Source organism: Cellulomonas telluris (assembly GCF_004886325.1).
Lineage (GTDB): Bacteria > Actinomycetota > Actinomycetes > Actinomycetales > Cellulomonadaceae > Cellulomonas > Cellulomonas telluris.
Genome location: NZ_QXFN01000004.1, coordinates 20,743 through 35,070, shown reverse-complemented (window position 1 = coordinate 35,070; position 14,328 = coordinate 20,743). Strand labels below are relative to the sequence as shown.

Here is a 14,328-nt window from a genome sequence, read left to right as displayed (position 1 = left end):
GGACCGTGCGGCGCGCTGCCGCGGTGCGAGGTCAGGAGCCCATCGCGCCCTGGATGTCGGCGACCATCTTGTCCCAGGCCGCGACCGGCTCGGCCGCACCCGAGAGGATGTTCGCCTCGGTGACGCCCCAGAAGGCCCACACGGAGCCCATCTCGGGGATGGACGGCATCGGCACCGCGTCGGCGCCGACGGCGGCGAAGCCGGCGGTGATCGGGTCCTCCGACGCGGTCTCGGCGGCCGACGTCAGGGCCGGCGGGCGGTTGCCCGCCTCGTACAGCGCGAGCTGCGCCTCGTCCGTGGCGATGAAGTTCACGAGGAAGTCGTTCGCGAGCAGCGCGTTCTCGCTCTGCGCGGAGACGTAGAAGCCCTGGACGCCGACGAACGGCTGCGCGGGCTGGCCACCGGCCGACGGGATCGGGTCGATGGACAGGTCCAGGCCCTCGAACTGCTCGAGCATCCAGGGGCCGCCGATGATGAAGGGCGACTCGCCGTTCTTGAACGCCTCGACGGCGATGTCGTACGTGACGTCGGTCTTGAGGACGCCGGCCTGGCCCTGCGCCTGCAGCCACTGCGCGAACGCGTGGCCCGGCTCGCCGCCCATGGCGAGCTCCGGCGAGTACGACCCGTCCTCGTTCTGCGCGAACACCGGCGCGCCGAAGGAGGTCTGCAGCGGGTAGTACGTGTACGGGTCGCCCTCGGTGCCCGTCTGGATGAGGACCGGGTAGGGCGTGCCGGCGGCCTGGCCGGCGGCGACGGCCTCGTCCCAGGTGGCGGGCGCGGCGGGTGCGAGCGCGGTGTTGCGGATGAGGGCGATGTTCTCGATCGCGTACGGCAGGCCGTAGACCTGCCCGTCCTGCGTGAACGCCTCGACCGCGACCTGCTCGAAGTCGCCGGAGCGGTCGCCCAGCTCGATCGGCGCGACGACGCCGTTCTGCGTGAGCTCGCCCAGCCAGTCGTGCGCACCGACCGTGATGTCCGGGCCCTCGCCCGTCGGCACCTGCGCGAGGAAGTCCGCGCGGATGTCCTCGAAGTTCTTGAGGACGACCTCGACCCTGACGTCGTTCTCCTCCTCGAACGCCGACGCGGCCTCCTCGACGGCCGCCTGGCGCGTCTCGTCGACCCAGACGACGAGGTCGCCGCTGCCGCCGCCACCGCCCGCGGTGGCCGACGTCGTGGCCTCGGGGGTGTCCGCGCCGCCGCCGCTGCACGCGGCGAGGGTGAGCGCGAGGCCGAGCGTCGCCGCCACGGCCGGGATGCTCCGTCGCATCGTTCATCTCCTGGTTGTCATCGGTGCCGTCGCCCGCGTCGGCGACGCCGACGCTGGCCTGGTGGGCAGGAACGTACGACGTTGCAACGGCTCTTGCAAATCGTTACGGTAACTTTCAGGCATCATTTCAACGCGGGCTCCGTACACCCGCCGCACGGAGGACGAGGAGGTCCCGTGTCCCCTACTACGCTGCCGCCTGTGCGTACCCGGCTGACCGACCTCGCCGAGCAGGCGGGCGTGAGTACCGCGACGGTGTCGCGCGTCCTCAACGGCAAGCACGGCGTCTCCGCACAGGCACGTCAGGCGGTGCTCGCCGCCCTCGACGTGCTCGGCTACGAGCGCCCCGAGAAGCTGCGCATGCGGTCCGCCGGCCTCGTCGGCCTGGTCGTCCCGGAGCTCAGCAACCCGGTCTTCCCCGCCTTCGCCCAGGTCATCGAGACCATGCTCACCGACCGCGGGTACACGCCCCTGCTGTGCACCCAGTCGCCCGGCGGCACGACCGAGGACCAGTACGTCGAGCTGCTGCTCGAGCACGGCGTCGACGGCATCCTCTTCGTCTCCGGCCTGCACGCCGACACCACGGCGAGCAAGGACCGGTACCACCGGCTGCGCGGGCGGGGCGTGCCGGTCGTGCTCGTCAACGGCTTCGCCGAGGGGGTCGACGCCCCCGCCGTCTCCACCGACGACACCGCGGCCATGGACCAGGCGTTCCGGCACCTGTGGTCCCTCGGCCACCGGCGCATCGGCCTCGCGATCGGGCCCACCCGGTTCGTGCCGTCCCAGCGCAAGCGGGACGCGTTCGTCGACCTGCTGGCCCGGCACGCGGACGTCACGGACCCGGAGCCGCACGTCGTCTCGACGCTGTTCACGGTCGAGGGCGGCCACGCGGCCGCCACCGAGCTGTTCCGCTCCGGGCACACGGCCGTGGTCTGCGGGTCCGACATGATGGCGCTGGGCGCCGTGCGGGCCGCACGCACGCTCGGCCTGTCCGTCCCCGAGGACGTCTCCGTCGTCGGCTTCGACGACTCCCCGCTCATCGCGTTCACCGACCCGCCCCTGACCACGGTGCGCCAGCCGGTGGCCGCGATGGGCCACGCCGCGGTGTCGGCGCTCGTCGCCGAGATCAAGGGCACGCCGGCCGCCCGCGCCGAGCTGCTCTTCCACCCCGAGCTCGTCGTGCGCGGCTCGACCGGCTCCGCACCCGGCGACCGCGGCGCGGCACCGGCCGACGCGGCCCCCGCCGCCCTCTGACCCGTCGCGGCCCCGCGCCGCGCCACCTCACCACCCGCAGCGGCACCGCCGCGCCCTGACGTCCGGAGCGCACCCGTGCGCCTCCGGCTGCCCCGGGGTGACGAGGCCCGTCCCCCACGCTCCGCCCCCACCACTGGAAGGTCGACCACCTGTGACCATCGACGCCCTCCCCGACGCCGCGCTCGTGCACCGGGCCGAGGACCCCGCCGGACCCTGGTGGCGCCACGCCGTCATCTACCAGGTCTACCCGCGCTCGTTCGCCGACGCCTCGGGCGACGGCGTCGGCGACCTGCCCGGCGTCACCGCGCGCCTCGACCACCTCGCCGAGCTCGGCGTGGACGCGGTCTGGCTGTCGCCGTTCTACCGCTCCCCCCAGGCGGACGCCGGCTACGACGTCGCCGACTACCGCGAGGTCGACCCGCTGTTCGGCACGCTCGCCGACGCGGACGCCCTCATCGCCCGCGCCCACGAGCTGGGCCTGCGCGTGGTCGTGGACCTCGTGCCCAACCACACGAGCGACGAGCACGTCTGGTTCCAGGCGGCGCTGGCCGCCGCCCCCGGCTCCCCCGAGCGCGACCGCTACGTCTTCCGCGACGGCCGCGGCGAGCACGGCGAGCTGCCGCCGAACAACTGGGGCTCGATCTTCGGCGGCCCGGCGTGGACCCGCACCACCGACCCCGACGGCACGCCCGGGCAGTGGTACCTGCACCTGTTCGACAGCAAGCAGCCCGACCTCAACTGGGAGAACCCCGAGGTCCGCGCGGAGTTCGAGCAGATCCTGCGGTTCTGGCTCGACCGCGGCGTGGACGGGTTCCGCGTCGACGTGGCGCACGGCATGGTGAAGCAGGCCGGCCTGCCCGACTGGGACGGCCACGTCACGATGATCGAGGGCACGGACGACGCGGACGCCGTGAGCGGCTCCGGCAACCACGGCCCCATGTTCGACCAGGACGGCGTGCACGAGATCTACCGCGCGTGGCGCACCGTGCTCGACGAGTACGACGGCGACCGCGCCATGGTGGCCGAGGCGTGGGTCGAGCCGCTGTCGCGGCTGGCCCGCTACGTGCGCCCGGACGAGATGCACCAGGCCTTCAACTTCGCGTTCCTGGCCGCCGGGTGGGACGGCCCCGCCCTGCGCCGCGTCGTCGAGGCGTCCTTCGTGGCCAACGACGCCGTCGGCGCGCCGACCACGTGGGTGCTGTCGAACCACGACACGGTGCGGCACGCGTCCCGGATGGGCCTGAGCGACCCGACCCACCGCCCCAACGGCATCGGCCAGGGCGACGAGCAGCCCGACGCGGAGCTCGGCCTGCGCCGCGCCCGCGCCGCGTCCCTGCTCATGCTGGGCCTGCCCGGCTCGGCGTACGTGTACCAGGGCGAGGAGCTCGGCCTGCCGGACCACACGGCGCTCGAGGACCACCTGCGCCAGGACCCGGCCTTCTTCCGCACCGGCGGCGTCGAGCGCGGTCGCGACGGCTGCCGCGTGCCCCTGCCGTGGGAGGGCGACGCCCCGGGTCTCGGCTTCTCGCCGACGGGCGCCACGTGGCTCCCGCAGCCGGCGGAGTGGGCCGAGCTCGCGGCGGACCGTCAGCGCGGCCAGGCCGGCTCGACCTACGAGATGTACCGGGCCGCGCTCGCGCTGCGCCGCTCCGAGCAGCTCGGCGCGGGCGACCTGCGCTGGCTCGACGAGGACCCGCACGTGCTGCGGTTCGCGAACCGCGACGTCGTCGTGGTGGCGAACCTCGGCGAGGACGAGGTCGCCCTGCCCGAGGGCACCGAGGTCCTGCTCGCCTCGGGTCCGCTCGGCGGCACCGCGCAGGCGCCGACCGTGCCGGCGGCGACGACCGTCTGGACCCGCGCGCAGGCGTGACGCCACCGCGGTCGCGGCGGCGGCGGAGGAGCCGCGCTCACTCCGCCGTCGCCGCGACCGCGCCGTCCACCACCGCGCGCAGGCCGCCCGCACGGCACCAGGCGCGCTGCTGCACCGCACCGGTCCCGCGGACCCACAGGGCGTCGAGAAGCTCCTCGACGCGGCCGGTGTCGCCCGCCTCGTCGAGTGCCGGCCGCACGTGGTCCAGCAGCGCCCGGACGACCTCGCGGGCCGGGGCGGGCGTGAACGCGGGCGGCGCGACCAGGTCGCCGGACAGGCCCGACCGACCGGCGCGCCACGTCGCCGCGCGCAGCCGCTCGACGCGGTCGACCGCGGGCGGCACCCCGTCCGCCGCCTCCCGTGCGGCCGTCTCGACGAGCCCGCGGGCGAGCGCCGCGACGAGCACCGCGTCGTCGGCGCGCAGGCACACGTCCGCGACGCGGATCTCCACCGTCGGGTACCGGTGCGAGAGGCGGGCGTCGAAGTAGAGCATCCCGTGGTCGAGCGCGGCCCCGGTCGCCAGCAGCTCCTCGACGACACGGCGGTAGCCGGCGGCGTCGCCGAACGGGGCCGTCGGGCCCGCGGTCGGCCAGCGGTTCCACACCTGCGACCGGAAGCTCGCGTACCCGGAGTCCTCGCCCCGCCAGTACGGGGAGTTGGCGCTCAGCCCGAGCAGCACGGGCAGCCACGGCCCGATCCGGTCCAGGACCGCCACGCCCTCCTCGTCGTCCGCGACGGCGACGTGCACGTGGCACCCGCTCGTGAGCTGCTCGCGCGCCGTCAGCGCGTACTCCTGCGCCATCCGGTGGTAGCGCGCGGAGTGCGACAGGCTGCCGCTCGCCGCGACCGGCGACGTCGCCACGGCGGCCAGCCGCACCCCGACCGCCTCCGCCGCATCCCGCGCCCGGGCGCGGCCGGCGCGCACCTCGTCCGTCAGGGCACCGAGGTCCTCGCACGGGTGCGTCCCCGTCTCGAGCTGCTGCTCCTTCAGCTCGGTCTCCAGGCCGCCGCCAGGCTGCGGCTGCGGGTCCGCCGGTCCCCTGCGCAGCTCGTACGCCTGCACGGCCGCCGCCGCGGCGCCCACCGGGGCGCCGTCGGCCCCCACCAGCAGGTACTCCTCCTCGACGCCCACGGTTCGCATGCGGGGAGTCTGTCGGTACCGGCGGCGTCCCGCCCGTCGACCGGTGCGCCGTCCGGTGGACCCGACGTACGCTCGCACCGTGCCCTCCCCGTCGCCGCGGGTGCTCGTCACCGGCCCCGCCACCTGGAACCTCACCGTCCGTGTGGGCACCCTGCCCGAGCCGCGCCCGCACACCGTCCTCGCCGACGGGTGGTCGGACGGCCTCGGCGGCACGTCGGCCGGCAAGGCGCTCACGCTCTCCGCCCTCGGCGTCGACGTGACCCTGCGGACCGTCCTCGGGGAGGACGACGCCGCCGCGCACGTCCGCGCGGCGCTGGAGCGGCCGGGCCTGGAGGTCCTTGCGCTGCCGGCCGCGGGGCGCGCCAGCGAGCGGCACGTCAACCTCGTCGCGGACGACGGCGCCCGCCTGTCCGTGTACCTGACCCTGCCCGACGCGGTCCAGCCGCCGACCGCACGCCCGCTCGCCGACCTGCTCGCCGGCGCGGACGCCGCGGTCGTCGACCTCGCCGAGCACAGCCGTCCCGTCCTCGCCGCCGCGCGCGCCGCGGGGGTGCCGGTGTGGTGCGACGTGCACGACGACGACGGCGTGGGCGAGTACCCGCGCGCGTTCACCGCGGCAGCGGACGTCGTCGTCGCCAGCGCGGTGCGCCTCGACGACCCGGCGGGCTACCTGCGCGCCCGCGTCGCCGAGGGTGCCCGTCTGGCCGTCTGCACGCGCGGTGCCGCGGGCGCCCTCGCGCTCGCGGCGGACGACCTCGGCGAGCGCTGGTACGACGTCGGCCCCGCCCCCGTGCACGAGGTCCTCCAGGCAGAGGGCGCAGGCGACGCGTTCACCGCCGGCCTGCTGTGGGCCACGCTCGCCGGCGAGCCCGTGCCGCGTGCGCTGGCCGTCGCGTCGGCGACCGGGGGCGTCGCCGTCGCCGGTCCCGGCCTCGCCGCTCCCTACGCCTCGCCGTCCACGGTGCGCGCGCTCGCCGACCGGGTCGCCGTCACGGCCCGGTAGCGGTCGACGCCCCGGGCGTCAGCCGCCCGAGACCGACAGCTCGGCCTCGTGCAGCTCCCGGCGGAACTCGTCCGACAGCTCCCGGGAGTCCAGCCACCCGTAGGGCAGGATCGGCCGCTTCGGCGAGCCCGCGCGGCCGCGCTGCCCCTCCGCGGGCGCCCCGGGGTACGGCTGGTCGTGGTCGAGCCGCGCCAGCCGGTCGTCCAGCTCCGCGAGGGACGACACGAGCCCGAGCTGCGCGCGCAGCTCCCCGCCGACGACATAGCCCTTGAAGTACCAGGCCATGTGCTTGCGCATCTCGCGCAGCGCCTTCGACTCCTCGCCGAAGTGCTCGACCATGAGCTCGGCGTGCCGGCGCACCACGGCCGCGACCTCCTCGAGCCCCGGGCGGATGCGCTCCGGCGACCCCGCGAACGCCGCCGCGAGGTCGGCGAAGAGCCACGGGCGGCCCTGGCAGCCGCGCCCCACCACGACGCCGTCGCAGCGGGTGTGCTCGACCATCGCGAGCGCGTCCTCGGCCGACCAGATGTCGCCGTTGCCGAGCACCGGGATGTCCGTGACGGCCTCCTTGAGCGTCGCGATCGCGTCCCAGTCGGCCGTGCCCGAGTAGTAGTCGGCGGCGGTGCGCCCGTGCAGCGCGACGGCGGCCACGCCCGCGTCCTGCGCGGTCAGGCCCGCCTCGACGTAGGTGAGGTGGTCCTCGTCGATCCCCTTGCGCATCTTGACGGTGACCGGGACGCCGGCCGGACGCGCGGCGTCGACGGCGGCGCGGACGATCGACGCGAACAGGTCCCGCTTCCACGGCAGCACCGCTCCCCCGCCCCGGCGGGTCACCTTGGGCACCGGGCAGCCGAAGTTGAGGTCGACGTGGTCGGCCCGGTCCTCCTCGACGAGCATCCGGACCGCCGCTCCCACCGTCGCCGGGTCGACGCCGTAGACCTGCACGGACCGCGGCACCTCGTCCGGCTCGAACGAGATGATCCGCAGCGACTCCGGGCTGCGCTCGACGAGGGCCCGGCTCGTCGTCATCTCCGCCACGTACAGGCCCGCGCCGGACTCGCGGCACAGCCGTCGGAACGCCGCGTTGGTCACCCCCGCCATGGGCGCGAGGACGACGGGCGTGTCGACGGTGATCGGGCCGATGCGCAGCGGCGGCAGCACGGCGCCGGCGGGGCGCGCGCGCTCGGGCAGCGTGTCGGTGGTGGTCTGCACGCCTCCATTGTCCCCCGCCGGCGGGGGCGCGCCGTGCGTCAGGGCGCCCAGCGGCGCAGCAGCGCGCGGAAGCCGTCGGCCGCCCGCGCACGCCGTCGCTCGTCCGAGCGGGTCGTCGCGGCGGTGACGTCGACCGCGCGGAACCGCTCCTCGACCCAGTCGCGCAGCCGCGCCGGGACCACGCCCGTGCCGAGCTCGCGGGTCCGCGACTTCGCGGCGACGAGCTCGTCCACGTGGACCTGCACGTGCGCCGGCACGGGGGCCTCCGCGAGCAGGCGGGACAGCTCCATGGGGGGCGTCGCGCCCGGGTGCGCGTCGAACCAGTGCAGCACCGCCGCCGGACGCACCGCGTACAGCACCTTCTTCAGCGGCACGGGCGTACCGGTCGCCGCCCCGGAGCGCTGCCAGTGGTCCGTCCCCACGCTCAGGTAGTGACGGACCACCCGGTCGCGGTCCGTCACGTCGTCGACGAGCGCCAGCAGCTCGTCCCGGAAGCGCACGTCACCGGCGTACACGTGCGGCGAGCGCAGCCACTCCCCGACCGTGGCGTTGCCCGCGACGGCCAGCCGCACCGCCTTGACCAGGTCCCACCCGTTGACGTCCAGCACGGCGTCGAGGGGCGTCTCGATGACGTCCCGTGCGGGCCACGGGTCCAGGTACGCGTCGAGCGGCCGCACGAAGAAGAAGCGGCAGTCGTAGTCGCTGTCGGGCGACGGGAAGCCCCACGCCCGGCTGCCGCTCTCGATCGCCCACGGCACGTGCACGCCGTGCTCGGCCGCGACGCCGTGCAGACGGGCGTCGACCGCCGCCACGACCTGCGGGTCGAACCCGACCGGCAGGTCGTGGCGGCGGGACGCGACGCCCGGCGGCACGCCGTCAGGCCCCGACGAGCCGCTGCGCGAGGTAGCCGGTGACCTGGTCGAGCGCGACGCGCTCCTGCGTCATGTCGTCGCGGTGGCGGATCGTCACGGCCTGGTCGTCGAGGGTGTCGAAGTCGACGGTGATGCAGAACGGCGTGCCGATCTCGTCCTGACGGCGGTAGCGGCGGCCGATGGCGCCGGCGTCGTCGAAGTCGACGTTCCAGTTGCGGCGCAGCTCGGCGGCGAGATCGCGCGCCTTGGGGCTGAGCTGCTCGTTGCGCGACAGCGGGAGCACCGCGGCCTTGACCGGCGCCAGGCGCGGGTCGAGCCGGAGCACGACGCGCTCGTCCACGCCGCCCTTCGTGTTCGGCGCCTGGTCGACGGTGTACGACTCGACGAGGAACGCCATGAGCGAGCGCGTCAGGCCGGCGGCCGGCTCGATGACGTACGGCACGTACTTCTCGTTCGTCGCCGGGTCGCGGTAGGACAGGTCCTTGCCGGAGTGCTCGCCGTGCGTCGACAGGTCGAAGTCGGTCCGGTTCGCGATGCCCTCGAGCTCGCCCCACTCCGAGCCGGAGAAGCCGAACCGGTACTCGATGTCGACGGTCCGCTTGGAGTAGTGCGACAGCTTCTCCTGCGGGTGCTCGTAGTGGCGCAGGTTCTCGCGGTCGATGCCCAGGTCGACGTACCAGTCGGTGCGCGTGTCGATCCAGTACTGGTGCCACTGCTCGTCCGTGCCCGGCTCGACGAAGAACTCCATCTCCATCTGCTCGAACTCGCGCGTGCGGAAGATGAAGTTGCCCGGCGTGATCTCGTTGCGGAACGACTTGCCGATCTGGCCGATGCCGAACGGCGGCTTCTTGCGCGCGGCGGTCAGCACGTTCTGGAAGTTCACGAAGATGCCCTGCGCGGTCTCCGGGCGCAGGTAGTGCAGGCCCGACTCGTCCTCGACCGGGCCCAGGTACGTCTTCAGCATCATGTTGAAGTCGCGCGGCTCGGTCCACTCGCCGCGGGTGCCGCAGTTGGGGCAGGCGATCTCGGCCAGGCCGTTCTCGGGCGCGCGGCCCTTCTTCGCCTCGAAGTCCTCGACGAGGTGGTCCTCGCGGAAGCGCTTGTGGCAGGACAGGCACTCCGTCAGCGGGTCCGTGAAGACGCCGACGTGGCCCGAGGCCACCCAGACCTGCCGCGGGAGGATGACCGAGGAGTCCAGGCCGACGATGTCGTCGCGGCTGGTCACCATCGCACGCCACCACTGGCGCTTGATGTTCTCCTTCAGCTCGACGCCGAGCGGCCCGTAGTCCCACGCGGAGCGGGTGCCCCCGTAGATCTCGCCGCTCGGGAAGACGAACCCCCGGCGCTTGGCGAGGGAGACGACGGCGTCGAGGCGGGAGGCGGTGCTGGCCACTGGATTCTCCTGGGTCGAGGAAGCCCGCGGCTGGGTGTCGCGGGGCACAACCGGGACAGCCTAGCCGCGGCGCGCACGCCCGCGGCGCAGCGATTTTGACATCCACACCTGGTGCAGTTGAGAATCGGTCTCATGTCCAGGTCCTCCCGCGCCCTCGCGCTGCTCGCCGTCCCCGTCCTGCTCGTGGCCGGGTGCTCGTCGGGCGGGACGGACGGCGCCGCCGGCGACGACGGCGTCCAGGTCCTCGCGTCCTTCTACCCCCTGCAGTTCGTCGCCGAGCAGGTCGGCGGCGACCGCGTCGAGGTGTCCTCCATGACGCCGCCCAGCGCCGAGCCGCACGACCTCGAGCTGTCCCCCGCGCAGGTCGCGGAGGTGTCCTCCGCCGACCTCGTCGTCTACCAGTCGGGGTTCCAGGCCGCCGTGGACGAGGCGGTCGACCAGTCGCAGCCCGCCCACGTCGTCGACGCGACCGCGGCGGCGGGGCTGGGCGAGGGCGGTGCGCACGCCGACGAGGCGCCCGCCGACGAGCACGGCGAGGACGACCACGCGGAGGAGGAGCACGGCGACGACGGCCACCAGCACTCCAGCGGCGACCCGCACTTCTGGCTCGACCCCACCCTCATGCCGGCGGTCGCCGACGCCGTGGCGGACGCGCTCGCCGAGGTCGACCCCGAGGGCGCCGACACCTACCGGGCGAACGCGGCGGCCCTCGACGAGCGCTTCGCCGCGCTCGACGAGGCCTACGCCACCGGGCTCGCCGCGTGCGAGCGCGACGTCATCGTCACGTCGCACGAGGCGTTCGGCTACCTCGCCGAGCGCTACGGGCTCGAGCAGGTCGGGATCTCCGGCGTCGACCCCGAGGCCGAGCCGTCGCCCGCCCGCCTGCGGGAGGTCGGCGAGGTCGTGCGCTCCAACGGCGTGACGACGATCTTCTTCGAGACGCTCGTCAGCCCCAAGGTGGCCGAGACCCTCGCTACCGACCTCGGCATCGAGACCGCGGTGCTCGACCCGCTCGAGGGTCTGGCGGACGAGGACGAGGACTACGTCACGGTCGCCGAGCAGAACCTCGACGCGCTGCGCGTGGCATTGTCGTGCTCGTGACCTCGTCGTCCCCCGCTCCCGCCGCGGGGTCCCGCACCACCGACGCGCCGGCGGCCCCCGCGATCGACGCGCGCGACGTCCACGTGACGCTCGGCGGGCGGCCCATCGTCCGCGGCGTCGACCTCTCCGTCCCCGCGGGCCAGGTCCTCGCGCTGCTCGGCGCCAACGGCTCCGGCAAGTCGACGCTCGTGCGCTCGCTGCTCGGCGTCGTGCCGGTCGCGTCGGGGTCCGTGCACCTGCTCGGCGCGCCGCTCGGCCCGCGGGTGCCGTGGGACCGGGTCGGGTACGTGCCGCAGCGCATGGCCGCCGGCGGCGGCATCCCCGCCACCGCTCTGGAGGTGGTCGGCTCGGGGCTGCTGCACGGGCGGCGACTCCTGCCGCCGCGGGACCGGCGCGCACGCGCTCGCGCGGCGCTCGAGACGCTCGGCGTGGGGCACCTGCTGCACCGGCGGGTCCAGGAGCTCTCGGGCGGGCAGCAGCAGCGCGTCCTCATCGCCCGCGCCCTCGTGCGCGACCCCCGGCTGCTCGTGCTCGACGAGCCGACCTCGGGCATCGACCTGCCGACGCAGGAGGCGTTCGTGCGCACCGTGGCGTCGCTGCGCGACGCGGGGACGACGGTGCTGGTGATCCTGCACGAGATCGGCCCGTTCGCCCCGCTCATCGACCGGGCGGTGGTGCTGCGGCACGGCCGCGTCGTGCACGACGGCGCGCCGCCGCAGGCCCGCGGCGAGCACGGCTCGGCCGAGCACGACCACACCCACCCGCACGCCGACCCCGTGCCCCCGTCCGAGGGCCCCGACCTCACCCTGGGGGTGACCCCGTGACGTGGTGGGACTCGCTGGCCGAGCTCCTGTCCTCCCCGCTGATGCAGCGGGCGCTCGTCGCCGCCGTGCTCGTGGGCGCGGCCGCACCGGTCGTCGGCACGTTCCTCGTGCAGCGGCGGCTGGCCCTCATGGGCGACGGCATCGGCCACGTCGCGCTCACCGGCGTGGCGGTCGGCTGGCTCGTCGGCTCGTGGGCGGCGGCCTCCCCCGCCGACGCGTTCGCGGTGCCCGGCGCGGTCGTCGCCGCGGTCGTCGGCTCGGTCGTCATCGAGCTCGTGCGCGAGCGCGGGCGCACCAGCGGCGACCTCGCGCTCGCGATCATGTTCTACGGCGGCATCGCCGGCGGGGTCCTGCTCATCAAGGTCGCCGGCGGCACGAACGCGAACCTCATGAGCTACCTGTTCGGCTCGATCGCGACCGTGAGCACCGCCGACCTGTGGTGGACCGTCGCGCTCGCCGCGCTCGTGCTCACCGTCGGCGTCGGGCTGCGCTGGGTGCTGTTCGCCGTCAGCCACGACGAGGAGTTCGCCCGCGCGAGCGGCCTGCCCGTGCGTCTGGTCTCGATGACCGTCGCGACGCTGGCCGCGCTGACCGTCACGATCGCCATGCGGGTGGTCGGGCTGCTGCTCGTCAGCGCGCTGATGATCGTGCCCGTCGCGGTCGCCCAGCTCTACGCCCGCTCGTTCGGTCGCACCATGGCCCTGGCGAGCGGCCTCGGCGTTGTCGTCAGCGTCGTCGGCCTGACCCTGACCTGGTGGAACGACGTCCCGCCGGGCGCGACGATCGTCGTGCTCGCCATCGCGGTGTACGCGGTGGGGGCGCTCGTCCGGCCGCTCGTGCACCGGCACCGCCCGGAGGACGACCCGCACCCGGAGATGTCCGACGACGTGCTCGTCCCCGCGACCGCGGGCGAGGACTGCCCGCCGGCGACCGCGGCGCCCCGACGCTGACCACGGCACGGGCCCTCACGCCAGGGACGGAGGTCCCGGCGGCGACCGCCGGCACGCGACATAGGATCGAGACGTGACGGAGGTCGTGCGTGCCTACGGCCTCGACGGCCTGCCGCTGGGTGCCGTCCTCCTCGTGCTCCTCGTGGTCGTGCTCGCGCGCTCGCACGCCACCTACTGGGCGGGCCGCGCGGTGGCGCGCGGGGCGCGGTACGAGGGCGAGCACCGGCACGGGCCGGTGCCCTGGCAGCGGACCGTGGACCGGCTCGCGCGCTTCGCGACGACACCGCTCGCCCGCACCGGTCTCGCGCTGGTCCACCGCTGGGGCCCGGTCGCCGTCACGTTCGCGTACCTGACCGTCGGCGTGCAGTCGGCCGTGTTCGCGGCCGCCGGGCTGCTGCGCATGCCGTACCTGCGGTTCACGGTGGCGTCCCTGCCCGGGTCGGTCGCGTGGGCGCTGGTCTGGGGCACGGTCGGGCTGAGCGCCGTCTGGGGTGCCGTCGCGCTCGCCGCCGGCTCGCCGTGGGGGCTCGCCGTGCTCGTCGCGGTCGGAGCCGCGCTCGCCGTGGTGGTCGCACGGGCCCGCCGGCGGCGCCGGACCGCCGCGGCGGCCGAGGCCGAGGCCGCAGCGGTCCGCTGACCGCGGATCAGTCCGGCGGCTCCTGCGCGACGCGCGGGCTGCTGCCCTGCAGCTCGTCGATCAGCTTCGACGCGTCCGCCTTGGTCAGGTTCTCCGGCACCTCACGCTCCGACTCCCGGGCCAGCGTGCTCAGGTAGCTGAGCTGCGCACCGGTGGCCGGCTCGTCCCCCGTGGCCCACTCGTCCGGGTCCTTGACGGTCCCCGTCTCGGGCGTGACGGACGTGGGCGTGTCCTGCGCCGGGGTCTGCTCCGAGTCGCTCGTCATGCGGCTCACGCTACGTGCCCGGCCTGCGTGCCGCGCGCCGACGCCCCCGCCCGCCTCAGTCCTCGTGGGCGGGCGAGACGCAGAACTGGTTGCCGTCCGGATCGGCCAGGACCGTCCACGCGAACCCGTCCGGCAGGCTGTGGTCCCCCACGCGCGTCGCCCCGGCCGCCACGCTCGCCTCGACCCACGCCGGCACGTCCTCGACCGTCAGGTCGAGGTGCACCCGGTTCTTCCCCGGCGTCGGGTCGGGAACCTCCTGGAAGCCCAGCGTGACCCCGCCCGGCTCGGACGGGAGCACCATCGCGAAGCCCGGGTGCTGCTGCACACGGCCGCCGGTGCGGTGCGCCCACCACTGGGCGAGCGCGGCCGGGTCGCGCGTGTCGAACGTGATCATCCCGACGCGCACGGCGGGCGCAGTCGTCCCGGGTGCGGTCGTGCGGGGTGCGGTCGTGCCGGGGACGGGCGGGACGAAGGGGGCGGGGACGTCGTCGTCGGTCATGGCCCGCACGCTAGCGGTCCGCACCGACACGAGCCGCGGCCGG

The 14,328-nt window shown here is 75.0% G+C and carries 14 protein-coding genes; 7 read left to right on the top strand and 7 right to left on the bottom strand.

Annotated elements, in window-relative coordinates:
* Window positions 1-31 precede the first annotated feature (31 nt).
* Window positions 32-1,267, bottom strand: a complete 1,236-nt coding sequence (locus tag FB586_RS12410; RefSeq protein WP_136519669.1) for a sugar ABC transporter substrate-binding protein — start codon at window positions 1,265-1,267, stop codon at window positions 32-34.
* Between the two features lie 198 nt (window positions 1,268-1,465).
* Between FB586_RS12410 and FB586_RS12405 the strand changes: the two genes are divergently transcribed.
* Both FB586_RS12405 and FB586_RS12400 read left to right on the top strand, forming a co-directional pair.
* Window positions 1,466-2,518, top strand: coding sequence for a LacI family DNA-binding transcriptional regulator (locus FB586_RS12405; RefSeq protein WP_246036743.1), 1,053 nt, complete (start codon window positions 1,466-1,468; stop codon window positions 2,516-2,518).
* A 151-nt stretch (window positions 2,519-2,669) separates the two neighbouring features.
* Window positions 2,670-4,388, top strand: a complete 1,719-nt coding sequence (locus FB586_RS12400) for a glycoside hydrolase family 13 protein (RefSeq protein ID WP_136519667.1) — start codon at window positions 2,670-2,672, stop codon at window positions 4,386-4,388.
* Between the two features lie 37 nt (window positions 4,389-4,425).
* Here the strand turns inward: FB586_RS12400 and FB586_RS12395 are convergent, their stop codons facing one another.
* Complete coding sequence (locus FB586_RS12395) at window positions 4,426-5,529, bottom strand: carboxylate-amine ligase (protein ID WP_136519666.1); 1,104 nt, start codon at window positions 5,527-5,529, stop codon at window positions 4,426-4,428.
* A gap of 79 nt (window positions 5,530-5,608) precedes the next feature.
* On the opposite strand from FB586_RS12395, the gene FB586_RS12390 reads away from it, so the two are divergent.
* Window positions 5,609-6,532, top strand: a complete 924-nt coding sequence (locus tag FB586_RS12390; RefSeq protein WP_246036742.1) for a carbohydrate kinase family protein — start codon at window positions 5,609-5,611, stop codon at window positions 6,530-6,532.
* Window positions 6,533-6,550: 18 nt separating this feature from the next.
* Here the strand turns inward: FB586_RS12390 and dusB are convergent, their stop codons facing one another.
* The 3 genes from dusB to FB586_RS12375 are packed head-to-tail and all read right to left on the bottom strand — an operon-like array spanning window position 6,551 to window position 10,009.
* Complete coding sequence (dusB, locus tag FB586_RS12385) at window positions 6,551-7,744, bottom strand: tRNA dihydrouridine synthase DusB (protein ID WP_281276674.1); 1,194 nt, start codon at window positions 7,742-7,744, stop codon at window positions 6,551-6,553.
* 38 nt (window positions 7,745-7,782) lie between these two features.
* Window positions 7,783-8,616, bottom strand: a complete 834-nt coding sequence (locus tag FB586_RS12380; protein WP_246036741.1) for a nucleotidyltransferase domain-containing protein — start codon at window positions 8,614-8,616, stop codon at window positions 7,783-7,785.
* Window positions 8,617-8,620: 4 nt separating this feature from the next.
* Complete coding sequence (locus FB586_RS12375) at window positions 8,621-10,009, bottom strand: glycine--tRNA ligase (RefSeq protein WP_136519664.1); 1,389 nt, start codon at window positions 10,007-10,009, stop codon at window positions 8,621-8,623.
* A 132-nt stretch (window positions 10,010-10,141) separates the two neighbouring features.
* Between FB586_RS12375 and FB586_RS12370 the strand changes: the two genes are divergently transcribed.
* The 4 genes from FB586_RS12370 (at window position 10,142) to FB586_RS12355 (ending at window position 13,521) form a co-directional block, all read left to right on the top strand.
* Window positions 10,142-11,110, top strand: a complete 969-nt coding sequence (locus FB586_RS12370; protein WP_136519663.1) for a metal ABC transporter substrate-binding protein — start codon at window positions 10,142-10,144, stop codon at window positions 11,108-11,110.
* Window positions 11,107-11,934, top strand: coding sequence for a metal ABC transporter ATP-binding protein (locus FB586_RS12365; protein WP_136519662.1), 828 nt, complete (start codon window positions 11,107-11,109; stop codon window positions 11,932-11,934). Before FB586_RS12370 ends, FB586_RS12365 begins: the two co-directional genes overlap by 4 nt.
* Window positions 11,931-12,884, top strand: a complete 954-nt coding sequence (locus tag FB586_RS12360; protein WP_136519661.1) for a metal ABC transporter permease — start codon at window positions 11,931-11,933, stop codon at window positions 12,882-12,884. The genes FB586_RS12365 and FB586_RS12360 overlap by 4 nt, the downstream gene beginning before the upstream one ends.
* A 73-nt stretch (window positions 12,885-12,957) precedes the next feature.
* Complete coding sequence (locus FB586_RS12355) at window positions 12,958-13,521, top strand: DedA family protein (RefSeq protein WP_136519660.1); 564 nt, start codon at window positions 12,958-12,960, stop codon at window positions 13,519-13,521.
* A gap of 7 nt (window positions 13,522-13,528) precedes the next feature.
* Here the strand turns inward: FB586_RS12355 and FB586_RS12350 are convergent, their stop codons facing one another.
* Both FB586_RS12350 and FB586_RS12345 read right to left on the bottom strand, forming a co-directional pair.
* Complete coding sequence (locus FB586_RS12350; protein ID WP_136519659.1) at window positions 13,529-13,786, bottom strand: DUF3072 domain-containing protein; 258 nt, start codon at window positions 13,784-13,786, stop codon at window positions 13,529-13,531.
* A 55-nt stretch (window positions 13,787-13,841) separates the two neighbouring features.
* Window positions 13,842-14,285: a VOC family protein gene (locus tag FB586_RS12345; protein WP_168800554.1), complete on the bottom strand. Its 444-nt coding sequence runs from the start codon at window positions 14,283-14,285 to the stop codon at window positions 13,842-13,844.
* Between the last annotated feature and the right edge of the window lie 43 nt (window positions 14,286-14,328).